At 76.0% G+C, this 23,090-nt stretch carries 20 protein-coding genes and 2 rRNA genes; 19 read left to right on the top strand and 3 right to left on the bottom strand.

What is annotated here, in order from left to right; genetic code table 11:
* Positions 1-116 (top strand): 23S ribosomal RNA (locus AB2L28_RS11300); the annotation flags it as partial.
* A 216-nt stretch (positions 117-332) separates the two neighbouring features.
* A 5S ribosomal RNA gene (rrf, locus tag AB2L28_RS11305) occupies positions 333-449 on the top strand.
* A gap of 108 nt (positions 450-557) precedes the next feature.
* On the opposite strand, the gene AB2L28_RS11310 is transcribed toward rrf, so the two are convergent.
* Positions 558-1,775, bottom strand: a complete 1,218-nt coding sequence (locus AB2L28_RS11310; RefSeq protein ID WP_370718867.1) for a DUF1015 family protein — start codon at positions 1,773-1,775, stop codon at positions 558-560.
* A gap of 78 nt (positions 1,776-1,853) precedes the next feature.
* Between AB2L28_RS11310 and AB2L28_RS11315 the strand changes: the two genes are divergently transcribed.
* The 13 genes from AB2L28_RS11315 (at position 1,854) to AB2L28_RS11375 (ending at position 15,614) form a co-directional block, all read left to right on the top strand.
* Positions 1,854-2,270: a tetratricopeptide repeat protein gene (locus tag AB2L28_RS11315; protein ID WP_370718869.1), complete on the top strand. Its 417-nt coding sequence runs from the start codon at positions 1,854-1,856 to the stop codon at positions 2,268-2,270.
* A complete protein-coding gene (locus AB2L28_RS11320; RefSeq protein ID WP_370718870.1) occupies positions 2,267-3,337 on the top strand; it encodes an HAD-IIA family hydrolase in 1,071 nt (356 codons plus the stop codon). Before AB2L28_RS11315 ends, AB2L28_RS11320 begins: the two co-directional genes overlap by 4 nt.
* 136 nt (positions 3,338-3,473) lie before the next feature.
* Positions 3,474-3,665: a hypothetical protein gene (locus tag AB2L28_RS11325; protein ID WP_370718872.1), complete on the top strand. Its 192-nt coding sequence runs from the start codon at positions 3,474-3,476 to the stop codon at positions 3,663-3,665.
* A 1-nt stretch (position 3,666) separates the two neighbouring features.
* On the top strand, positions 3,667-4,479 hold the full coding sequence (locus AB2L28_RS11330) for a TlyA family RNA methyltransferase (protein WP_370718873.1): 813 nt from the start codon (positions 3,667-3,669) through the stop codon (positions 4,477-4,479).
* Entirely contained in the window at positions 4,476-5,444 is a 969-nt protein-coding gene (locus tag AB2L28_RS11335) for an NAD kinase (RefSeq protein WP_370718875.1), read from the top strand. The genes AB2L28_RS11330 and AB2L28_RS11335 overlap by 4 nt, the downstream gene beginning before the upstream one ends.
* Positions 5,441-7,276 (top strand): DNA repair protein RecN, encoded by a 1,836-nt coding sequence (gene recN, locus AB2L28_RS11340; protein ID WP_370718877.1) that lies wholly within the window; start codon positions 5,441-5,443, stop codon positions 7,274-7,276. The genes AB2L28_RS11335 and recN overlap by 4 nt, the downstream gene beginning before the upstream one ends.
* 43 nt (positions 7,277-7,319) lie before the next feature.
* Complete coding sequence (gene steA / locus AB2L28_RS11345; RefSeq protein WP_370718879.1) at positions 7,320-8,537, top strand: putative cytokinetic ring protein SteA; 1,218 nt, start codon at positions 7,320-7,322, stop codon at positions 8,535-8,537.
* Positions 8,538-8,583: 46 nt separating this feature from the next.
* Complete coding sequence (locus AB2L28_RS11350) at positions 8,584-9,564, top strand: copper transporter (protein WP_370718880.1); 981 nt, start codon at positions 8,584-8,586, stop codon at positions 9,562-9,564.
* Entirely contained in the window at positions 9,561-10,415 is an 855-nt protein-coding gene (locus AB2L28_RS11355) for a hypothetical protein (protein WP_370718881.1), read from the top strand. Before AB2L28_RS11350 ends, AB2L28_RS11355 begins: the two co-directional genes overlap by 4 nt.
* 7 nt (positions 10,416-10,422) lie before the next feature.
* On the top strand, positions 10,423-12,048 hold the full coding sequence (gene murJ, locus AB2L28_RS11360) for a murein biosynthesis integral membrane protein MurJ (RefSeq protein WP_370718883.1): 1,626 nt from the start codon (positions 10,423-10,425) through the stop codon (positions 12,046-12,048).
* A 14-nt stretch (positions 12,049-12,062) separates the two neighbouring features.
* Positions 12,063-13,139 carry a glycosyltransferase family 4 protein gene (locus AB2L28_RS11365; RefSeq protein ID WP_370718884.1) on the top strand — a complete coding sequence of 359 codons (1,077 nt, stop codon included), beginning with the start codon at positions 12,063-12,065 and terminating at the stop codon, positions 13,137-13,139.
* A 61-nt stretch (positions 13,140-13,200) separates the two neighbouring features.
* Entirely contained in the window at positions 13,201-14,943 is a 1,743-nt protein-coding gene (pyrG, locus tag AB2L28_RS11370; RefSeq protein WP_370718885.1) for a CTP synthase, read from the top strand.
* Positions 14,940-15,614: an NUDIX domain-containing protein gene (locus AB2L28_RS11375; protein ID WP_370718887.1), complete on the top strand. Its 675-nt coding sequence runs from the start codon at positions 14,940-14,942 to the stop codon at positions 15,612-15,614. Before pyrG ends, AB2L28_RS11375 begins: the two co-directional genes overlap by 4 nt.
* Before the next feature lie 7 nt (positions 15,615-15,621).
* Here the strand turns inward: AB2L28_RS11375 and AB2L28_RS11380 are convergent, their stop codons facing one another.
* Positions 15,622-16,548, bottom strand: coding sequence for a methyl-accepting chemotaxis protein (locus AB2L28_RS11380; RefSeq protein ID WP_370718889.1), 927 nt, complete (start codon positions 16,546-16,548; stop codon positions 15,622-15,624).
* On the bottom strand, positions 16,545-17,090 hold the full coding sequence (locus AB2L28_RS11385; RefSeq protein ID WP_370718891.1) for a PAS domain-containing protein: 546 nt from the start codon (positions 17,088-17,090) through the stop codon (positions 16,545-16,547). Before AB2L28_RS11385 ends, AB2L28_RS11380 begins: the two co-directional genes overlap by 4 nt.
* 115 nt (positions 17,091-17,205) lie before the next feature.
* Between AB2L28_RS11385 and AB2L28_RS11390 the strand changes: the two genes are divergently transcribed.
* The 4 genes from AB2L28_RS11390 to AB2L28_RS11405 all read left to right on the top strand — a co-directional run bounded on the left by AB2L28_RS11390 (position 17,206) and on the right by AB2L28_RS11405 (position 23,087).
* Positions 17,206-18,276: a site-specific tyrosine recombinase XerD gene (locus tag AB2L28_RS11390; RefSeq protein ID WP_370718893.1), complete on the top strand. Its 1,071-nt coding sequence runs from the start codon at positions 17,206-17,208 to the stop codon at positions 18,274-18,276.
* 266 nt (positions 18,277-18,542) lie between these two features.
* Positions 18,543-19,382, top strand: a complete 840-nt coding sequence (locus AB2L28_RS11395) for a ParA family protein (protein WP_370718895.1) — start codon at positions 18,543-18,545, stop codon at positions 19,380-19,382.
* A 195-nt stretch (positions 19,383-19,577) separates the two neighbouring features.
* On the top strand, positions 19,578-22,187 hold the full coding sequence (locus tag AB2L28_RS11400) for an AMP-binding protein (protein WP_370718897.1): 2,610 nt from the start codon (positions 19,578-19,580) through the stop codon (positions 22,185-22,187).
* 138 nt (positions 22,188-22,325) lie between these two features.
* On the top strand, positions 22,326-23,087 hold the full coding sequence (locus AB2L28_RS11405; protein ID WP_370718898.1) for an SAF domain-containing protein: 762 nt from the start codon (positions 22,326-22,328) through the stop codon (positions 23,085-23,087).
* Positions 23,088-23,090: the final 3 nt, after the last annotated feature.

Raw genomic sequence — 23,090 nt, forward strand, 5'->3', positions numbered from 1 at the left:
TGCCCCTTTGGGGTGGGAGGCTCCCTGGAGATGACGGGGTTGATAGGCCGGGTGTGGAAGCAGCGACTAGCGAGTTGTGGAGCTGACCGGTACTAATAGGCCGATCGCTTGTCTACTACGCACCAGCCGGCATCACAGTTGTGGTGGCGATGGCGGGTGTGTGCGGCGAGTGCACGAGCATGAACGAACAGATCTACTGATCGGGTGACTGATCAGACGATGACACCTACTGCTGGTGTTTCGCGTCCATTGTGTGGTTCTCGGGAGAGAACCTGCGCAGTCTCGGTTGCTTCGGTGACGGGGGTTGTGTGTGTCGATCCTGGCCTTCGTGGTCCGGTGGTCATAGCGGTGGGGAAACGCCCGGTCTCATTCCGAACCCGGAAGCTAAGCCCGCCAGCGCTGATGGTACTGCTCGGGAGACTGGGTGGGAGAGTAGGACACCGCCGGCCACTCATCTTTGGTGAGTGAGTACGTGGTTGAGGGGAGTGGCACCGCCTGCGGGTGGTGCTGCTCCCCTCATCTGCGTTCCCCCACCGATCCACAGCAGGCGCCTGCACTCACCGCAGGCGCAACACGGTCCCGGCGAGCGGTTTGGGTCGGAAGGACGTCGTCTTGCGTCCCATGAGCCGGCTGCCCTGCACGAGTCGCGTGAGCCCGGGCACGGTCGGGTGCGGTAGCAGCACCGCGGCGGCGCCTCCCACGGCATCGAGCGCGGCATCGAGATCGGCCTGGTAGCGGACGGCCTCGGCGGGGGTTCCCCCGGCACGGACGAGTGCGTCCACCCAGGCGCCCGCCCCGGTGGTGCCGTCCCCGACCCCGGCGCTCTCGACCACGTGCGCACCCGTGGGCAGGACGACGATCGCCTGTTCTGCTCCGAGGGCCTTCTGAGCCCGGTGCAACGCCGAGGCGGAAGCGTCCGCCAGTGCCCGCCGTCGCTGTGCTCCCTCGAGCACCGCGACGGCGGCGGGCACGGGCAGGACCCGGTGCAGCGCGCGGAGGTCGACCGGCTCGGTGCTGTCGTCCGCGACGGCGACGAGCAGGTCCGCGGGCCGGCCCTGCGCCCTCGCCGCCGTCACCGCGGCCGCGTACCGGTGGTGACCGTCCGCGATGAGGAGCCGGTGCGTCCGTGACGCCTCCACCAGGCTGGCCACGACGTCCGGAGCGCGGATCCGCCAGACGTCGACGCCGGCTTCCTGGGACCGCGCCACGAGGTCCCCGAGACCCTCGGGCTGCGTCCAGGCGACGGGCCACGGGTCGCTGTCGACGACGAGCACGGGCTCGGAGTCGACCCGCGTCGCCTCCAGGCGCTGCAGACGAGCGGTGACCGCCAGGTCGAACACCCCCTCGTGGGGCTGGACGCGCGCATCGCCGGGGGTGACGGTCAGCCTCGCGAGGAGGAAGTGCCGGACGCTGAGGGCGTCCCGTTGTCGCACGACGTAGAGGGAGCTCGGGTCCTGCACGAGCACCCCGCGGTCCAACCAGTCGAGCACGAGGGGAGCGGTCGAGCCCGTCCCCTGCTCGGGTCGTTCGAGGTGGGTGACGACGTACGGTGAAGAAGCCAGGAACGCGGTGCGCCGGGCCTTGTCGAGCTCCGTGTGCGGTGGCGCCAGCAAACGCCCCAGCGGTCCGGCGACGTCCGGGTCGTAACGCAACCCGGGGAACGGGCTCAGGAGCGCTCCACCGGTCTGCCGGGCGACGTCCTCGAGGTGATCGCGTGCGGTGAGGTCCTGCAGCCCACCCGCTGGGGCGCGCGCCCCCGTGCGTGCTGGGTCCACCCGTCGCATCCTACGGTCGGGAGGACCGGCGGCCCGACCGCCTGTCGCCCCCCGACCCCGACCCCGCGAGGAGGCACCGTGCCCGGCCCGGAAGAGCCCGGCCGACCATCCGGAGGACCCTACGAGTGGCTCCAGCGCGGTCTGTCGCTGCTCGCCGCTGGGGAGGCGGCCGCGGCGGCCACGCTCCTGGCGCGAGCCCACGCCGAGGAACCGGCGTCCACCGTCGTGCTGGAGGCCCTCGCCCGGGCCCGGTACGACTCGGGCGACATCCCGGGAGCGGCGGAGTCCTTCCGGGAGCTCGCGGGCGCTCGTCCGGCCGACGACTACGCTCACTTCGGTCTGGGGCTCAGCCTCAGCCGCCTCGGACGGTTCGGGCTGGCGGCCGAGCACCTGGCCATGGCCCACGCCATGCGCCCGGACCGGCCGGAGTACGCCGACCGCCTGCGACAGGTCCGCGCCACCATCCGGGCGCGGCAGAGCCCGGAGACCTCGTGACCGCCCCCCAGACCGCCCACCTCCACGCGAGCACGGGAACGCTGCTGGAGGACCACGACGTCCTCCTGCTCGACCTCGACGGCGTCGTCTACGTGGGGCCCGACGCGGTGCCGCACGCCCCGGAGGCCCTGCGGGGGGCCGTCGACGCCGGGCACCGCCTCGGTTTCATCACGAACAACGCCTCCCGCCCGCCTGCGACGGTGGCGGCGCACCTGCGCGACCTCGGCGTCCCCGCGGCCGACGAGGACGTCGTGAACTCGGCCCAGGCCGCCGCGGACCACCTCGCGCGCGAGCTGCCGGCGGGGTCACCCGTCCTCCTCGTCGGCACCACCGGGCTGCGCGAGGCGCTGACCGGAGCGGGGCTGCGTCCGACGGAGGACCGCCACGAGGCGGTCGCCGTCGTCCAGGGGTTCTCCCCCGACCTCGGCTGGCAGCAGCTCGCCGAGGCCACGCACGCCGTGCGTTCCGGCGTGCCGTGGGTGGCCACGAACCTCGACGCCACCGTGCCCACACCGGGCGGCCCGGCGCCCGGGAACGGTCTGCTCGTCGATCTCGTCGCGCGTGCCGCGGGCCGCGGGCCCGACGTCGTGTGCGGCAAGCCGGAACGTGCTCTCTTCGACGCCGCCGTCGCGCGCCTGGGGGCCCGCCGGGCGCTCGTCGTGGGTGACCGCCTCGACACCGACCTGCAGGGGGCCCGCACCGCCGGGCTCGACGGCCTGCTCGTCCTGACCGGGGTGACCGGCGTGCGGGAGCTGCTGGCCGCTGCGGCGCACGAGCGGCCGACGCACGTCGGACGCGACCTGCGGTCGCTCGGTGACGTCCACCCGGCGGTGGAGGTGACCGTCCAGGGGGGCACCGCAGGTGAGGAGGTGGTGGCCACGTGCCGCGACGCCGTCGTGCGCGTCCAGGACGGCCGGCTCGGCACCGGGGCGTGCGGCGCGGGACCCGACGGCCTGGACGTGCTGCGGGCGGCGGCCTCGGCGGTCTGGGCCGCCGCCGACGCGGGTGCTGCGCTGACCGGGGACGCGCTGGCCGACGCGGTCACCTCGCTCACCGCCGCCGGCTGAGGACCCACCCGCTGGCGAGGCGGGCACCGGCCGGACCGGGGACCGGACGCGGGTGGTGTGGACGGCCTGCCGGGCGATGTCGGGGACGGCTTGTACCGTGACGCCCGTGACTGAACCCGTGGGCCAGAGGAGTCCCGTGCCCACCCCTCCCCGCGTCCCCGGCGCGGTCCGGTCCGAGGGTGGCACCGCCCCGGAGCACGACCGCGCGCTGCAGGACGTCCTCACCCGTCTCGACGGGTTGGACGGCCTGGCCGTCCACGACCACGTCGAGGTCTACGCCGCCGTCGACCGCGCCCTGCGGGAACGACTGGCCGGCGCGGAGGCCTGACGTGGCCGTCCGCAGGCTCCGGCTCGACGCCGAGCTGGTCCGACGAGGGCTGGCCCGGTCCCGCGAGCACGCCGGGGAACTGGTGGGCGCCGGCCGCGTGCGCGTCGGCGGGGCCAAGGCGGCGAAGCCGGCCACCCAGGTCGACCTCGCGGCCGCCATCGTCGTCGAGGACGTCGGCGAGGCGGACGAGTACGTCTCGCGCGGGGCGCACAAGCTCGTCGGAGCGCTCGACGCGTTCGGCGTCGACGTCGCGGGCCGTCGCTGCCTGGACGCCGGTGCCAGCACGGGAGGCTTCACCGACGTCCTCCTGCGCCGCGGCGCGGGGCACGTCGTCGCCGTCGACGTCGGCTACGGGCAGATCGCCTGGTCGCTGCGCACGGACGACCGGGTGACCGTCCTCGAGCGGACGAACGTCCGGACGCTGGCCCCGCAGGTCGTGGCCCCGGCGCCGTCGCTGGTGGTCGCCGACCTCTCCTTCATCTCCCTCACGCTCGTCCTGCCGGCGCTGACCGGGTGCGCGGCACCCGACGCGGAGCACGTCCTCATGGTCAAACCCCAGTTCGAGGTCGGGCGCGAGGCGCTGGGTGCGGGCGGTGTCGTCCGCGACGCCGCGCTGCGCGCCGACGCCGTCCGCCAGGTCGCCGCGGCCGCCCTCGACGGGGGGCTCGGCGTGCGAGGGGTCACGGCCAGCCCGCTGCCCGGCCCCAGCGGCAACGTCGAGTACTTCCTGCACCTCGCTGCGGGAGCACCCCCGCTGCAGGAGGAGCTGCTGACCGCGGCCATCGCCGAGGGTCCGCAGGCGGGGCTGGCGTGAGCGCCGACCAGGCGGCCGCGGACGTGCCCGCGGCCGCGCGCAGCGTCCTCGTCCTGGCGCACACCGGCCGGCCCGAAGCCGTGAGCGCCCTGACGGAGGTCGTCCACCGCTTCGAAGAGGCCGGCATCCGGACCGTCATGACCCCGGACGAGGCCTCGGCGCTCACGCGGGCCGACAGGGACCTCGTCGTGCAGTGCGAGCTCGAGGGTGCGGTCGACACGGCTGAGCTCGTCATCGTGCTCGGCGGCGACGGGACGATCCTGCGGGCGGCGGAGATCGTCCGGGGCAGCGACACCCCGCTGCTCGGTGTGAACCTGGGGCACGTCGGCTTCCTCGCCGAGGCCGAGCGCGAGGAGGTCGTCGGGACGGTCGCCCGCGTGGCGGCCGGCGACTACCGGGTCGAGGAGCGCATGACGCTGGACGTGCGGGTCGTGCACGACGGCACCGTCCTCGCGTCGTCCTGGGCCGTCAACGAGGTGTCGGTCGAGAAGGCGAACCGCGAGCGCATGCTCGAACTCGTCGTCGACGTCGACGGGCGGCCCCTGAGCAGTTTCGGCGGGGACGGCGTCATCGCCGCCACCCCGACCGGCTCGACCGCCTACGCCTTCTCCGCCGGCGGGCCGGTGGTCTGGCCCGAGGTCGAGGCGCTGCTCGTCGTGCCGATCAGCGCCCACGCGCTCTTCGCCCGCCCCCTGGTCATCGCCCCCACGTCGGTCGTCGGCGTCGAGGTGCTGCCCGGGGTGGGCGACGGGGGCGTGCTGTGGTGCGACGGCCGCCGCACGTTCACCGCTCCCGCGGGGGCTCGCGTCGAGGTCCGGCGCTCGGAGCAGACCATCCGGCTGGCGCGGTTGAGCACCGGCATCTTCACCGACCGGCTCGTGGCCAAGTTCGGCCTGCCGGTCACGGGGTGGCGGGGCCCGCGGGAACCGCAGGGTCCGCGCGGGTCCGGGGGAGGGCGGCCGTGATCGAGGAGATGCGCATCCGCTCGCTCGGGGTCATCCGGGACGCGCGGTTGCCGCTGGGGCCCGGGCTCACCGTCATCACCGGTGAGACCGGTGCCGGCAAGACGATGGTGGTGACCGGCCTCGGCCTCCTCATGGGGGAGCGCGCCGACGCCGGGGCGGTCCGTGCCGGCGAGGAGTCCGCCGTCGTCGAAGGCCGCCTGCAGGTGGCCGAGGGCGGGCCGGTCGCGGCGCGCACCCGGGAGGCCGGCGGCGAGGTCGACCAGGGCGAGCTGCTGCTCGCGCGCACCCTGTCCACGGCCGGGCGCAGCCGGGCGCACGTCGGTGGCCGCAGCGCGCCCGTGGGGGTGCTGGCCGAGATCTCCGAGCACCTCATCGCCGTGCACGGGCAGACCGACCAGCTCCGGCTGCGGTCCGGCGTGCAGCAGCTGCGGGTGCTCGACGCCTTCGCCGGTCCGGTCGTCGCCGCCGATCTCGCCACCTACCAGCGCGTGCACGACCGGTGGCGGGCCGTCAGTGCCGAGCACGACCACGTGGCCGGCCACTCCGCCGAACGTGCCCGCGAGGCCGAGCTCCTGCGGTTGGGCCTGGACGAGGTCGAACGGGTGGACCCGCAGCCGGAGGAGGACACCGCGCTGCGCGAGGAGTCCGAGCGCCTGGCCCACGTGGAGGTGCTGCGCGCGGCAGCGGCGGCGGCTCACGAGGCGATCACCGGCCAGGGGGCGGGCGAGGTCGGTGTGGGTGAGGGCGGCGCGGACACCCGCGTCGACGCGGCCCGCCGTGCTCTCGAGCAGGCGGGTGAGCACGACGCCACCCTGGCGGACCTGGCCGCGCGGGCCGCGGAGGTCTCCTACCTGCTCGCCGACCTCGGCACCGACGTCGCGGCGTACGGGGGGTCGTTGGAGGCCGACCCGGTGCGGCTGCAGGTGGTCCAGGAGCGGCGCGCGCAGCTCGTCGCGCTGGTGCGCCGGCACGCCGACGATCCCGGGGCCGGTGTGGCGGGCGTGCTCGCCTGGGCCCGGAGGGCCTCGGAGCGGTTGCTCGACCTCGACGACGACGGCCGGCTGCAGGCCCTGGCCGGGGAGCGCGACGGGCTGGAGGACGAGCTGCGCCGGCTCGCGGCGCGCCTGAGCGCCGCCCGTCGCGCCGCGGCCGCCGACCTGCAGGAGCGCGTCGCGACCGAGCTGGCCGCCCTGGCGATGCCCAGCGCCCGGCTCGAGGTGGCCGTCCACACCGGCCACGAGCTGGGCCCCCGGGGGTGCGACGGCGTCGAGCTCCTCCTCGCCGCCCACTCCGGTGCCGCGCCGCGCCCGTTGGCGCGCGGGGCCTCCGGCGGCGAGCTCTCCCGCGTCATGCTGGCCCTGGAGGTGGTGCTCGCCGGGGCGGACCCGGTGCCCACGATGGTCTTCGACGAGGTGGACGCCGGTGTCGGGGGCCGCGCGGCCGTGGAGATCGGCCGCCGCCTGGCCCGGCTGGCGCGCACCACCCAGGTCGTCGTCGTGACGCACCTCGCCCAGGTGGCCGCCTTCGCCGACACCCACCTGACGGTCGTCAAGACCGACGACGGCAGCGTGACCGAGTCCGGGGTCGTCCGCCTCGACGACGACGGCCGGGTGGGGGAGCTGGCCCGGATGCTGTCCGGCCGCGGGTCCGGGACGGAGCGCGCGCACGCCGAGGAGCTCCTGCGGTCGAGCCGTGAGGAGGTCGTGGCCGAGCCGTCGACGACTCGTGGTGGGCGTGCCCGTCCGGCGCGTGCGGCGCGGGGCAGTGCCGCTCGCGTGGGACGATCGACGTCCGCCCCGGGCTCCGGCGGGGCACGACGAGCGCGGAGCTGACGGGCAGGGAGCTGACCGGCAGGAAGCTGAGGGGAACGGGCGAGTGGTGAAGCGTCGACGCGACCGAGGCGTCAGCGCGCCCGGGTCCACCGGCGGCCCGCTCGGCACCGACGTCGTCCGCGGGACGGTGCGCGTCGACCGGCGCACCAAGCGCCTGACGAAGCGGCTCAAACCGGGTGACATCGCCGTCATCGACCACCTCGACCTCGACCGCGTGTCGGCGGAGGCGCTCGTGGCGTGCGCGCCCGCCGCCGTCGTCAACGCCTCCCGCAGCACCTCGGGCCGCTACCCGAACCTCGGTCCGGGCATCCTCGTCGACGCCGGCATCCCCGTCCTGGACGACGTCGGCACCGAGCTGATGACGGAGCTGACCGAGGGGACGGCGGCAGCGCTGGTCGGGGACCGCCTGCAGGTCGGCGGCGCCGACGTCGCCACCGGGCGGCGGCTCAGCGCGGACGCCGTGGCGGCGGACATGGAGGTCGCCCGCGCCGGGCTGTCCCTGCAGCTGGAGGCGTTCGCGGCCAACACCATGGAGTACCTGCGGCGCGAGCGGGAGCTGCTGCTCGACGGCGTCGGCGTCCCCGACATCCGCACCGACCTCGACGGCCGGCACGTCCTCATCGTGGTGCGCGGGTACCACTACAAGGAGGACCTCGTCACGCTGCGTCCGTACGTGCGCGAGTACAAGCCCGTGCTCATCGGTGTCGACGGCGGGGCGGACGCGATCCTCGAGGCGGGCTGGAAGCCGGACCTCATCGTCGGGGACATGGACTCGGTCTCGGACTCGGCCCTGCGCAGCGGGGCCGAGATCGTCGTGCACGCCTACCGCGACGGTCGCGCCCCCGGGCTCGAACGGGTCCGTTCCCTCGGCATCGACGCGGTCGTCTTCCCCGCGACCGGCACGAGCGAGGACGTCGCGATGCTCCTGGCCGACGACAAGGGCGCCACGCTCATCGCGGCCGTCGGCACCCACGTCACCCTCGTGGAGTTCCTCGACAAGGGCCGGGCCGGCATGGCCAGCACCTTCCTGACCCGCCTGCGGGTCGGGGGCAAGCTCGTCGACGCCAAGGGCGTCTCCCGGCTGTACCGCTCGCGCGTGTCCGACGTGCAGGTCCTCGTCCTGGTCCTCGCGGGGGTCCTCGCCCTCGTCGCCGCGCTGCTCGTCACCCCCACCGGCCAGGCGATCCTCGCCGTCACCGGGGCACGGATCGAGGACGCGTGGGCGGCCGTCGTGGGCCTCCTGCCCGGCGACGGGCCGTGACCGGCGCGACCGCCCCCGCCCGCACCAGCGAACGACAGGATGAGCAGTGATCGACTTCCGGTACCACGTGGTCTCGCTGGTGTCGGTGTTCCTCGCCCTCGCGGTCGGCATCGTCCTCGGTGCCGGGCCGCTCAACGAGGGCATCTCCACGGGCATCACCGACCAGGTCCGGCAGCTGACGACCGAGAAGAACGCGCTGCGTGCCGAACGGGACGAGGCGCTCGCGACGGTCGATGCCCAGGACGCCTGGGCCGAGGCCGTCGGCCCGGCCCTCGTGGCGCGCCAGCTCGGTGGACGCAGCGTGGCCGTCGTGCTGCTGCCGGGAGCCGACTCCAGCCAGGTCGACGCGACCGTCGGTCAGCTGCAGGCGGCCGGGGCGACCGTCGCCTCGGAGGTCACGTTGCAGGAGGAGTGGTTCGCCGGCAGCCAGACCGCCGCGGCCGACCGCCAGCGGGTCGCGGCCGCGCTGGCCGACCAGCTCCCCACCGCCCCGGACGCCGACGCCGGCACCGAGGACCTCCTCGCCGCCGCGCTCGCCGGCGCCCTCGTGACGACCGAACTGGCCCAGGCCGAGGAGGCCGACGACCAGGGGGGGACGGTGCTCACCACGCTGTCGGACGCGGGCCTGCTCGAGGTGCAGGGCGGGGCGGGCACCGCCCCCACCCGGGCGACCCTCGCGCTCGTCGTGGGCGGAGCGGGGGACACCGACGCCACCGACGCGGTGCGCAGCTCGACCGCGGACGCCTGGACGGCCCTGCTGCGCGAGCTGGACGCCGCGAGCGCCGGAGCGGTCCTCGCCGGGCCGGAGGAGTCCGCGGCGCAGGCAGGACCGGTCGCGGTCCTGCGCTCCGACGACGACCTGGCCGGCAGCGTCAGCGGCGTCGACGACCTGGACTCGCCCATCGGCCGCGTCAACGTCGTCCTGGCCCTGCGCCAGCAGCTCACCGGTGGTGCCGGCCAGTACGGCACGGCCGACTCGGCCACCGGGGTCAGTCCTCCGCTGCCCGCCACGCCGAGCGCGTCGTGACGGCGCCGCTGCGGTCCGCGGTCGCCGTCGGGGGAGCGGTCGCGGCCGGGGCCCGTGCCGGGGACCTGCTGCGCCGCAACCCCCCGGGTGGGGCCGACCGCTGGGAACGGACCAACCACGCCGGGCGTCCGCTGACCCTGCTGGAAGGCCCCACGGCGGCGCTGGCCGTGGCCGTGGGCTGTCTGGCCGCCCGTCCCGGCCGGCGCGCCGCGGGCGTGCTGGCCGCCGCCGGGGCCGCCGGTCTCGGTGCGCTCGACGACCTCGTCGAACGTCCCGAGGACCGCTCGGGCGGGGCCCGCGGCCTGCGGGGGCACCTCGCGGCGCTGCAGCGGGGCCGGCTCACGACGGGGGCCTGGAAGGTGCTCGGCATCGGGGCGACCGGGCTCGCGGCCGCCGCCGTCGCCGACGGGCCCCGCACGAGCGGGCGCGGCCCGGCCCGTGCGCTCGACGTCCTCGTCGGTGGTGCGCTCGTCGCCGGGGCCGCCAACCTCGTCAACCTCTTCGACCTGCGGCCCGGGCGGGCCGCGAAGGTCGCCGCGGTCGCCGCGCTGTCCCTGTCCGCCGGCCCGGGCGCCGCGGACGCCCGGCCGCTGGCCGGCGCCGTCGCGGGGGCCTGCGCCGTCGTCCTGCGGGACGACCTCGCCGGCCGCAGCATGCTCGGGGACACGGGCGCGAACGCCCTGGGCGCCGTCCTCGGGGTCGCCGCCCTGGCGCGGTGGGGACGCACCGGGCGCGCCGTGGCCCTCGGTGCCGTCGTGGCCCTGACGCTGGCCTCGGAGAAGGTGAGCTTCAGCCGGCTCATCGAGGCGCAGCCGCTGCTGCGCGAGCTGGACCGGCTCGGCCGTCCGTGAGGCGCGGGTGACCCCCCGCGGGGGCGGCGCCCGGTCCGTCGCGGCGGCGGCCGCCTCCGTCGCGCTCCTGACCGCCCTCGCCCGGATCGCCGGGTTCGGACGCATCCTCGCCTTCAGCCAGACCGTCGGGGACAACTGCCTCGGCACGGCGTACACGACGGCCAACCAGGTGCCGAACGTCCTGTTCGAGGTCGTCGCCGGTGGCGCTCTCGCGGGTGTCCTCGTGCCCCTGCTGTCCACGCGCCTGGCCTCCGAGGACCCCGCCGAACGCGCCGCGGCGTCCCGGACGGCATCGGCCGCCCTGACCCTCAGCGTCCTGGCGCTCGTCGTGGTCGGTGCCGTCACGGCGCTGGCCGCCCGCCCCGTCATGGCCCTGCTGCTGGCCGACGGCTCCGACGCGCAGTGCGGCGGGTCGCTGCTGCGGCTGGCCACGGTGATGCTCTGGGTGTTCCTGCCGCAGGTCCCGCTCTACGCGGTCGCCGTCGTCCTCGCCGGCGTCCTGCAGGCCCAGCAGCGGTTCACCGCCCCGGCGGCCGCCCCGCTCGTCTCCAGCCTGGTCGTCGGGGCGACCTACCTGCTGTTCGGCGCCCTGGTCCCACCCGCCGTCGTCGAGGGTGACCTGGCCGGCGTCCCGGCCTCGGGCACCGCCGTCCTGGCCGGCGGCACGACCCTCGGGGTGCTGGCTCTCGCGCTGACCCACCTGCCCGCGCTGCGCGGCCCGGTGCGCTGGCGCCCGGCCCTGCGCCCGGCCGCCGGCGACGGCGCCCGGTTGCGCTCCCTGGCCCTGTCCGGCCTGGCGGTGCTCCTGGCCCAGCAGGTCGTCACGGTGGCCGTCACCGCCACCTCCAACGACGCCTCGGCCGGTGCGGTGAACCGCTGGAGCTACGCGTGGGCGCTGTTCCTGCTGCCGTACGCCGTGCTCGCGGTCCCGGTGGCGACGGCCGTCTTCCCGCGCCTGGCCCGGGCGGCCGACGCCGGCCGCGGCGAGCTCGCCGGCGTCCTCGCCCCCGCCGTCCGGGCGGTCCTGCTCGTCAGCTCCCTCGGCGGGGCCGTCCTGGCGGCCGTCGCGGTACCGGTGGCCGTCGTCTTCGTCCACGGCCGGGTCGGGTCCGGTCGCTCGGGCGACCTGGGCCTGGCCCTGGTCCTGTTCGCGCCCGGGCTGCTCGGGTACGGCCTGGTGGCGCTGCTCACCCGCGCCCTCTACGCGATCGGCGCCGGCCGCAGCGCGGCGGTCTCGACGGTCACCGGCTGGGTCGTGGTCCTGGCCGGCGTGCTGCTCCTGCCGCACGCGGTGCCCGCCGACCACGTGGTCTCGGCGCTGGCGCTCGCCCACGCCGCGGGGCTCACGGTCGCCGGGGGGCTGCTGCTGCGGCAGGTGCGCGGGCACGCCCCCGGCGCCCTCGACGGGCTGCCCCGCGTCGCGGTCGCCGCCGTGCTCGCGGCCCTCGCCGGGGGAGCGGCCGGCGCCCTCGTCGGCCTGGTCTGGCGGACGACGCACGTGGCGCTCGCCGTCGGTCAGGGGGTCCTGCTGGCCGCGCTCGCCGGGGCCGTCTGGCTCGTCGTCGCGCGCCTGGCGGCCCCCACCGACCTGCGCGCGCTGACCGGTACCGCCCGGCGGGTGGTCCGCCGGTGACCCGAGGAGGAGACGTGACCCCTGCGGCGCCCGAGGGCCCCGTCCTGTTCGTCCTGGGCAGCAGCGCCGGGGGCGTCGTCCGCCACGTCGGCGCGCTGGCCGCCCGGCTGCACGCCGACGGGGTCGACGTCCGCGTCGCCGGACCCGCCGGGACCCTGGCCCGCCTGCAGGCCCCCGTGCCCACGACGACCGTCGAGATCGGGGCCTCCCTCGACCCCGTGCGCGACCTGCGGGCCGCCGCCGCCCTGCGGCGCGCGCTCTCCCGCGTCCCGGGGGTCCTCGTGCACGCCCACGGGGTCCGGGCCGGCTTCGTCGCCGCCCTCGCCCTGGGCGGCACCGGCCGGCGGGTGCCCCTGGTCGTCACCCTGCACAACGCCGTCCTCGGGTCGGGCCCCCGGGCACGGCTGGGCACCGCCGTGCTCGGTGTCGTGTGCCGGCGGGCGGACGTGGTCCTGGGCGTCTGCGGGGACCTCGTCGCCCAGGCCCACCGCCTCGGCGCCGCCGTCGCCGACCGGGCGCTCGTGCCCGCCCCCGCGCTGCCCCCGGGGGACCCCGTCCGGGGCCGGGAGGCCCTGGGACCCGGGCCGGTCGTCCTGGCGGTGGCCCGGCTGGCGCCGCAGAAGGGGCTGGGCACGCTGCTCGAGGCCGCCGCCGGCACGGGCGCGCGCGTGGTGGTCGCGGGGGACGGCCCGCTGCGCGCCGAGCTGGCGGACAGGATCCGGGGCGGGGGCCTGCCCGTGCGCCTGCTCGGCCGTCGCGACGACGTGGCCGACCTGCTCGCCGCCGCCGACGTCGCCCTCAGCACGAGCGTCTGGGAGGGCCAGCCCGTGTTCGTGCAGGAGGCGCTGCGGGCCGGGGTGCCGCTCGTCGCCACCGACGCCGGCGGGACCCGCGAGGTGACGGGGGAGGCCGCCGTGCTCCTGCCCGTCGGGGACGCGGCCGGGCTCGCGGCCGCCGTGCGCCGGCTCGTGCAGGACCGCACCGAGCGCGAGGTGCGGGCCGAGCGCTCGCGCCAGCGCGCGGCGGGCCTGCCGACGCAGGAGGACGCGGTCGCCCAGGTCCGCCGGGTCCACCGGGCCGCGCGGGGCTGAGGGGCTCGCCGGGCAGCACGCCCCCCCCGGACCCTCCCGACGTCCGGTACGATCGAACCCCGTGGCGAACCGCAGCACCCCCGAGTCCCAGACCCAGCACGTCTTCGTCACCGGGGGGGTGGCCAGCTCCCTCGGGAAGGGTCTGACGGCCTCCAGCCTCGGTCGTCTGCTCCGGGCGCGCGGTCTGCGCGTGGCGATGCAGAAGCTCGACCCGTACCTCAACGTCGACCCCGGGACGATGAACCCGTTCCAGCACGGTGAGGTGTTCGTCACCGACGACGGCGCCGAGACCGACCTCGACATCGGCCACTACGAGCGCTTCCTCGACGTCCGCTTCGACGCCTCGGCGAACGTCACCACCGGTCAGGTGTACTCCGCGGTCATCGCCAAGGAGCGGCGCGGGGAGTACCTCGGCGACACCGTCCAGGTCATCCCGCACATCACCAACGAGATCGTCGACCGGATGCGCGCGCAGGCCCGCGACGACATCGACGTCATCATCACCGAGGTCGGCGGCACCGTCGGCGACATCGAGTCGCTGCCGTTCCTGGAGGCCGCCCGCCAGGTCCGCCAGCGCCTGGGTCGCGACAACGTGTTCTTCGTCCACGTCTCGCTCGTGCCGTACATCGGCCCCAGCGGTGAGCTGAAGACCAAGCCGACGCAGCACTCCGTCGCCCAGCTGCGCAACATCGGCATCCAGCCCGACGCCATCGTCTGCCGCGCCGACCGGGAGATCCCCGAGGGCGTCAAGCGCAAGATCGCCTCGATGTGCGACGTGGACGACGAGGCCGTGGTCGCCGCGATCGACGCCCCCTCGATCTACGACATCCCGAAGGTGCTCCACCGCGAGGGCCTGGACGCCTACCTCGTGCGGAAGCTGAACCTCAGCTTCCGCGACGTGGACTGGTCCACGTGGGACGACCTGCTGCGCCGCGTGCACAACCCGCGTCGCCGCGTCGAGATCGCCCTCGTGGGCAAGTACATCGACCTCCCCGACGCCTACCTGTCGGTGACCGAGGCGTTGCGCGCCGGGGGGTTCGCCGAAGACGCCAAGGTCGACGTCCGCTGGGTCGCCTCCGACGAGTGCGCCACCCCCGAAGGGGCGCAGAAGCAGCTGCACGGGGTGGACGCGGTCTGCGTCCCGGGTGGTTTCGGCGTGCGCGGCATCGAGGGCAAGCTCGGCGCCCTGCGCTGGACGCGGGAGAACGGCGTGCCGACCCTGGGGCTGTGCCTGGGCCTGCAGTGCATGGTCATCGAGTACGCCCGCAACGTGGCCGGTCTGGCCGACGCGAGCTCCACGGAGTTCGAACCCGACGCGCAGCACCCCGTCATCGCCACGATGGCCGAGCAGCGCGAGATCGTCTCCGGCGAGGGCGACATGGGCGGCACGATGCGCCTGGGGTCCTACGAGGCCGTCCTGCAGAGCGGTTCGGTCGTGGCCGCCACGTACGGCAGCGAACGCATCTCCGAACGCCACCGGCACCGTTACGAGGTGAACAACACCTACCGCGAGCAGCTGACGGCGCAGGGCCTGGTGTTCTCCGGCACGTCCCCGGACCGCGAACTCGTCGAGTTCGTCGAGCTGCCCGCCGACGTGCACCCGTACTACGTGGGCACCCAGGCCCACCCGGAGTTCAAGTCCCGTCCCACGCGCTCGCACCCGTTGTTCTCCGGCCTCGTCGCCGCCGCCCTGCGCCGCCAGCGCGAGGAGCAGCTCATCGACGTCGACCCCGAACCGGCCGACGTGGCCGGTGACGTGGCCGACGACGTGACGGGTGAGGAACTCTCGGACGTGACCTCGTGAGCTTCCCCGAGGAGCTCGGTGTCCCCGTCCTCGACGGGGCGGACCTCGCCGACGCCCCCGTGCAGCGGACGGTGTCCGAGAGCGAGACCGTCTTCCACGGCCGGGTCTGGGACGTCGTGCGCGAGCGGGTGGAGCTGCCGGACGGCGGGACCGTCGTGCGCGACCTGCAGCGCCACCCCGGCGCGGTGACCGTCCTGGCCCTCGACGAGGACGAGAACGTCCTGTTCGTCCGCCAGTACCGGCACCCCGTGCGCCGGGAGCTGTGGGAACTGCCGGCCGGTCTGCTCGACGTGGCGGGGGAGGAGCCCCTGCTCGCGGCGCAGCGGGAACTGGCCGAGGAGGCCGACCTGGTCGCCGCCGACTGGGCCGTCGTGGCGGACTGGTTCAACTCCCCGGGCGGCTCGAGCGAGGCCAACCGCATCTACCTGGCGCGCGGGCTGTCCGCGGTCCCCGAGGTCGAGCGGCACGTGCGCGAGGACGAGGAGAAGGACCTGGTGCCGGTGCGGGTCCCGCTCGCGCAGGCGGTCCGGGCCGTGCTGGAGGGCCGGCTGGCCAACCCGGGCAGCGTCATCGGCGTGCTCGCCCTGCAGGCCGCGAAGGCGGGCGGCTGGGCGGACCTGCGCCCGGCCGGCGCACCCTGGCCGACCGGGCTGGGCAGGTCCCGGGACTGACCCGGGGTCAGGACCCGCGGACGGTGGCGACGAAGCCGGTCACCTGCTGCTGCAGGAGACCGGCGACCTCCGACAGGCCGACGGAGCCGTAGCCGCCGGACACGGCGTCGGAGATGGCACCGACCTCGGCGTCCATCCCCTCGATGCGCCGGGCGACGCCCTCGATGACGGCCACGGCCTCCTCGGTGGCCTGCATGCTCGCCGCCACCTGCGCCGCGATGACGGCGTTGGACTGGGCGGCCTGCTCGGCCAGGCTCTTGACCTCCTCGGCCACGACCGCGAACCCGCGGCCGGCCTGCCCGGCGCGCTCGGCCTCGATGGTGGCGTTGAGGGACAGCAGCCGCGTCTGGGCGGCGACCTTCTCGATGAGCTGGACGGCTTCCTCGATGCGGGCCGAGGCGGTGCGCAGCGACTCGACGCTGGCGACGGCGCGCTGGACCTCCGTGACGGCGTCGCGCGCGGTCCGCGCCAGTTCCGCGGCGCTCGAGCCCGCGCTCGTGGCGCCGGCGGACACCTGTTCCGAGGCCGACAGCACGGTGCTCTCGAGCTCGTCGGCCAGTGCCAGCCGTGCGGTGGTCGCCCGGTCCAGCTCGGTCCCGGCGGCGGCGCTGGCCCGGCGGGCGGCGTCGATGACCCCGGCCCCGTGGCGGAACGCGCCCCGCGTGCCCCCCAGCAGGAAGCGGCGGTGGAAGCGGCCCTCGCTGGCCGACTCCAGGGTCGCGGAGGCGTCGCGGACGAAGGCGTCGGTCATGTCGAGCTGGTGGTTGAAGGCGCGCCGCAGGTCGACGAGCAGGTCGTCGTCGCCCAGGTGCGGCACGCGCGCCTCCAGGTCGCCGGCCGCGGCGCGGCTGGCGACGTCGACGAGGGCCCGCAGGACCTCGTGGTGGTCGGGCCCCGTGGTCCTGGGGGCGCGGCGCAGGGCGCGGAGGTTCACGCGGCGGCTCCTTCGGGGGTCAGCGACCACACGAACTCCTCGTAGGTCTGGCCCGCGGCCGCGAGCCGGTCGGCCAGCGCGGCGCGGGAGGCCCGGACCGCGTCGGCGGGCCGGGAGTGCTGGGCCTCCACGGCCAGGAGGTCGTCGTACAGGCGCCGCACCGCGGCCACGGCGGCCGGGTCGGGGACGCGGCGGTTGGAGTGGTAGCCGAGCAGCTTGCCCTGCGCGTCGACGCTGGGCGTGACGTGCGCCAGGACCCAGTAGTGCGCACCGTCGGCGGCGAGGTTGACGACGTAGGCGAACATCTCGCTGCCGCTGCGCAGGGTCTCCCAGAGCAGGTCGAAGACACCGCGGGGCATCCCCGGGTGCCGGATGACGTTGTGCGGCTGCCCGACCACCTCGGCCTCGGTCAGTGCCGACACCCGCAGGAAGACCTCGTTGGCGTAAGTGATGACACCCCGCGAGTCCGTCTTGGTGACGATGAGCTCGTCGTCACCGAAACGGCGCTCGACACCCGTGGGTGTGGTTCTGGATGCGCGCATGGAGTTCTCATCGGCCGCACGAGGGACGTGCTTGAGCCGAGCGTGACGACGACGGCACCCGCTGCTCCGCGTGGGTGCCACCGTCCGGACCCCGCGGTCCCCTAGGGTCGAGCCCGTGTCCGCCGCTCCCCCCGACGCGCGGCCGGTCCCGCCCGCCGGGCAGGAGCCGGCCGCCCTGCAGCGCGCGGTGCGCGACTACCTCGGGCACCTGCACGTCGAGCGGGGTCTGTCGGAGAACACCGTGGGCGCCTACCGGCGCGACCTGGCCCGCTACGTCCGGTTCCTGGCCGCCCGCGGCCTCCTCGAGCCCGGGGAGGTCGACGAGGCCACCGTCAGCGCCTTCGTCGTCGCGCTGCGCTCGGGGGAGGACGGCGGCGCCGCCCTCACGGCCAGCTCCGCGGCGCGGACCGCCTCGGCCGTGCGGGGCTGGCACCGCTTCCTGCACGCCGAGGGACGCAGCCTCGCCGACCCCGCCGTCCTGGTCCGCCCGCCGACCCCGCCGCGGCGGCTGCCGGCGGCCCTGACCGTGGAGGAGGTGGAGCGGTTGCTGGAGACCGCCGGTCTCGGTGGGGACGGACCGCAGGCCGCCGTCCCGCTGCGCGACCGGGCCCTCCTGGAGCTGCTGTACGGCTGCGGGGCCCGCATCAGCGAGGCCGTGGGCCTGGACGTCGACGACGTCTCCCCGCAGGTGCTGGGGGAGACGGGGGTGGTGCGGTTGCGCGGCAAGGGTTCCAAGGAGCGGATCGTCCCCGTGGGCTCGTACGCGCAGGCCGCGCTGGAACGCTACGTCGTCCGCTCCCGCCCGCACCTGGCCGCCCAGGGGCGCGGCACCCCGGCGCTGTTCCTCAACACCCGCGGCGGCCGGCTGTCCCGGCAGAGCGCCTGGGCGGTCCTGCGGTCCGCGGCCGGGCGGGCCGGGATCACGCGCGCCGTCTCGCCGCACACGTTGCGGCACTCCTTCGCCACGCACCTGCTGCGCGGCGGGGCCGACGTCCGCGTCGTGCAGGAGCTGCTGGGCCACGCCTCGGTGGCCACGACGCAGGTCTACACCCTGGTGACGGCGGACGACCTGCGCGAGGTCCACGCCGAGTCCCACCCGCGCGCCCTGCTCACCGGCCCCCGCAGCGGCCCGGCGGAGCCGGACGGCACCGACCCGTCGCCACCACCGGTGCGCGACGGCGACTAAGGTCGCGCCAGACCGACCGCCCCGTCCCTCCGACCGCCCGAGGAAGTGCCCGTCCCGTGACCAGCGAGTTCCCGCCGTCCGCCCCCGCCACGCCGCCCGCGCCCGGACCCTCCGTCTTCGGTCCCGGCGTCGACGCGTTCCGCGAGCGAGCGCAGCGGTCGGAGCCGCCGACGGACCGGCCCGCGCCCGGCGACCCGGCTCCCGGGCCGCAGCCCGACCGGGAGCCGGGACCGCGGGTGGGGCAGGCGGAGGTCGACCTCGGACCCTTGAACGGCCCCACGGGCCGCCCCGTCCCGGCCTTCCCCGTGCCGGCCCCCCTGGACCACCACGGCCCGGCCCGCGTCATCTCGATGTGCAACCAGAAGGGCGGCGTCGGCAAGACGACGACGACCATCAACCTCGGCGCGGCGCTCGCGGAGTACGGCCGGCGGGTGCTGCTCGTGGACTTCGACCCGCAGGGTGCGCTGTCCGCCGGGTTGGGCATCAACCCCCACGAGCTCGACAAGACGGTCTACCAGCTCCTCATGGAGCGCGGGACCGACGTGCGCGAGGTCATCCGCGAGACGGCGGTCGAGGGGCTCGACCTGCTGCCGGCCAACATCGACCTGTCCGCGGCCGAGGTCCAGCTCGTCGGGGAGGTGGCGCGCGAGAGCGTCCTGGCGCGCGCGCTGCGGCCGGCGCTGAGCGACTACGACGTCGTCCTCATCGACTGCCAGCCGTCGCTGGGCCTGCTGACGGTCAACGCGCTCACCGCCTCCCACGGCGTCCTGATCCCGCTGGAGTGCGAGTTCTTCGCCCTGCGCGGGGTGGCGCTGCTGGTGGAGACCATCGAGAAGGTGCAGGAGCGGCTCAACCCGGGGCTGGAGATCGACGGCATCCTCGCGACGATGTACGACGGCCGCACCCTGCACAGCCGCGAGGTGGTGACGCGCGTCGTGGACGCCTTCGGCGACGACGTGTTCCACACCGTGATCGGTCGGACGGTGAAGTTCCCGGACGCCACCGTCGCGGCCGAACCCATCACGTCCTACGCCGGCAACCACCCCGGTGCCGAGGCCTACCGCCAGCTCGCCCGCGAGCTCGTGGCCCGCGGGGACGCGGCCTGACACCCCGCCGCACAACGTTTCCCGCGTCCCGGAATGACGCCGGGTGAGGTGCGCAGGACGGGCCGTGACGATTCTCCGTCGGCGTGGAGCAGACGTCCCCGGGACCGCGCGGGGAGCCCTGCCCCGGGGGTGAGGACGGTCTAGGGTGCGGCTCGCGTGGCCGCTCGCCGAGCCGGCCCGGGGAGGGGCTGACCCGTGGGGGAACAGGCAGGGACGGACGTCGTGGGCGCGGGGTTCACGAGGTTCTCCGAGGAGCACGCGCAGGGGCAGCTGATCCCCCGCATCGTCGACGTCGCCCTGGCGCGCGCCGACGAGGTCGTGGTGGCCGACCCCGGCACGCGGCTGACCGGGGCCGGTCTCCTGCAGCGCGCGGACCTCGTGCGTGCGGCGGTGCTCGCGCACCACCGCGCCGAGGACCGGGACCCGCAGCAGGTGCCCGTCGCCGTCCTGCGCGGTCACGACGCGGGCGCCGTCGCGGCCGTCGTGGGCGTCATCGCCGCCGGTCACCCCGTCGTGGTCCTGGACCCCACGACCCCGGCCGTCCGCCTGCGCCACCACGTCGAGGCGGCGGGGGCCACGCTCGTCGTCAGCGACACCGAGCGGCGCGGTGCGGCGGCCCAGGTCGCGACGACCGTCGTGGACCCCGACTCCCACCTCGGGGCGGGTGACGGCTCCGACCACCTCACCGCCGCCTCGGCCCTGTCGGGGCGGACGGCCGCCCCCGACGACGTCGCCGTGATCGTCTACACCTCCGGGTCGACCGGCGAGCCCAAGGGCGTCGCCTGCGACCACCGCTCGATCCTGCACGACACCTGGGTCAACGCCGAGGCCACCGGCGCCTACCCCGCGGGCAGCGTCGTGGCCCACCTGCTGCCCATGGCCTTCAGCGCGGGCACGACGCCCACCCTGGCCGGTCTGCTCGCCGGCTCGCGCCTGGAGCTGTTCGACCCCCGTCGCCGGTCGGTGACCGAGCTGGGCCCCTTCCTGCGCGAGGTCGGGGCCGACGTCCTGCTGGCCTCCCCGGCCGTCCTGCGCGGTGTCGTGATGGCCCTGGGGCCGCAGGGCCGGCTCACCGGGCTGAGGACCGTCACGATGGCGGGGGAGACGGTGCACGGCGCCGAGCTCGCCGCCGTCCGGCGCGCCGTCGGTCCCGACTGCGTGCTGCGCAACCGCTACGGCTCCACCGAGACGTGGCTCATGAGCGAGTACGCGATCGGCGGGGACGACGAGGCGCCCGAGGGGGCGACGCCGGTCGGCTGGGCGGTCCCGGGCGCGCGCCTGCAGGTCGAGCGGTCGGACGGTTCGCTCGCCGACACCGGCACGGGCCGGGTCGTGCTGACCTCCCGCTGGCTGGGCGGGCGCTACTGGCGGGACCCGGTCAGGACCGCGGAGGTCTTCTGCGACAACCCCGACGGTTCGCGGACGTTCCGCACGAGCGACGTCGGCACGCTGGGCCCGGACGGGTGCCTGCGGCTGCTGGGCCGCAGCGACCACAGCGTGAAGGTCCGTGGCCTGCTCGTCGAACCCGGCGAGGTCGACGCCCTGCTGTTCGCCCAGCCCGACGTGCGCGAGGCGGTGGTCGTGGGGCGCCCGAACCCCCGGACCGGGCGGACGGGTCTCGTGGCCTACGTCGTGCCCGAGGGGCCGCGGCCGCAGGCGTCCGCCGTGCGTGCGGTCGTGCGCGAGAACCTGCCCTCGCACATGGTCCCCGAGCACGTCGTGTTTCTCCAGGCCCTGCCCCGCACCGAGCGCGGCAAGCTCGACCGCTCGCAGCTGCCGGAACCGCCGCGCAGCAGCGCGCCGTTCGAGGTGCCGCGCTCGGGCTGGGAGGACGTCGTCCACGAGCAGTTCTGCGCGGTCCTCGAACTCGAGGACCTCTCCGTCCACGACGACTTCTTCGAACTCGGCGGGGACTCCCTGGCGGCCGAGGCCCTCGTGAGCCGCGTGGCGGCCCTCGGAGCCGACGGGGTCGACACCACCGGCGGCACCTCCACCGTCGCCGCCGCGCCCACCGTGGCCTCCTTCGCCGCGGCGGTGCGCTCGCAGACCCGCAGCGCCCGGCCGACCCTCGTGCCCCTGCGGATCGGGGGGCGGGGGCGGCCGCTGTTCGTCGTCGCCGGCGCCGGCGGGGCCGCCCTCGCCCTGCGCACCCTCGCCCAGCGGCTGGTCCCCGGGTTCCCCGTCCTGGGGTTGCAGGCCAACGGGTTGGAGAACCGCGCCCTGCCGGACTGGTCGGTCGAACGGATGGCGCGCCGGAACGTGACCACGGTGCGCGAACAGCAACCGCAGGGGCCCTACCGGCTCGCCGGGCACTCCCTGGGCGCCCTGATCGCCCTGGAGATGGCCCAGCAGCTGCGGCGCTCGGGCGAGGACGTCGAACTCCTCGCGGTCCTCGACTCCTTCCCCCCCGACCCCGACCTCATGCCCGTCCCGCAGTTCCCCGGCCCGTACGCCAAGGTGAAGGAAACCCTGTCGCTGGCCCTCACCGGCATCAAGGCGCACCCCGGCCTCGGGCACTACGTGCGCTTCTTCCGGCAGGGGAACTTCCTGCAGCGCAGGTACACCACCGAGGCCTACCCCGGCCGCACCCTCGTCGTCGTGGCCGCCGACGACGTCGACGCGCCCGCGCGGACGCAGTGGGCGCCGCACCTGTCCGGCAGCTTCGACGTCGTCCCCGTGCCCGGGGAGCACATGTCGATCCTGCGCGACCCCCGGGTCCAGGCCGTCGCCGAGGCCCTCTCGCGCGAGATCGCCGCGGAGCGGGCGGACGTGCCCACGGGGCCGGGGGAACTCGCCGACCGCTGAGCGGACGCCGGGGGCTCACCCGAACCGCACACGGCGTCCCCACCGGTTCCGCTGCCCGGGTGAACGGGGTGTTCCGGATGGCGGAACCGATCGCCGAACGTCACCTGGACCGCGTGACCGGCTGGCACCGTCGACGCCATGCCCACCACCTCCCCGTCGCTCCCGCACGCCCGGGTGCCCCTCGTCCCCGGGGGTTCCGCGACCGGTTCTCCGGCCGGGTCCCGCCTGCCGGGCCCAGTCCGGGAGCGCCGCCCGGTGCTCACCGCCCTCGGCCTCGTCCTCGTCGTGGCCGGCGCGCTGGGCAGCGCCCTGGTGGTCCACCGCACCGGCGAGCGGGTCGACGTCCTGGTCGCGCGCCACGACATCGCCCCCGGCCAGCTCGTCACGGCCGCGGACCTGCGCACCGCCCGCGTCGCCGCCGACGGGGCCGCGGTCGTCCCCGCCGGCGCGCTGGGCGGCTTCGTCGGCACCCACGCCACGACCCGCATCCCCGCCGACACCCTCGTCAACCGGACGATGTTCCTCGCCGGCGGCACGGTCCCCACCGGGGCGGCCGTCGTCGGTGTCGTGGTGCGCCCCGAGCAGCGGCCCACGGCACCGCTCGTGGCCGGTGACGTCGTCCGCGCCTACCTCGTCGCCGCCGACGGGGTGAGCACCGTCAGCGGCCAGCCCGCCGGGACGGTCCTGCTCGACGCCGCCCGCGTCGTCGGCGGCGGCATGTCCGGCGACCCGGCGCCCGGCGCGCCGGACGTGACGGCCACCTCGAGCGCCGGGGACGTCTCGCTGCTGGTCCCCGAGACCGACGCCGCCTCCGTCGTGGCGGCCGCCGCGGCCGGTCAGGTCGCCCTCGTCCGCCTCGCCGGGGCCAGCGTCCCGTCCGTCGACCTGGCCGGGAGCTGACCC

This window comes from Kineococcus mangrovi, from assembly GCF_041320705.1.
GTDB lineage: Bacteria > Actinomycetota > Actinomycetes > Actinomycetales > Kineococcaceae > Kineococcus > Kineococcus mangrovi.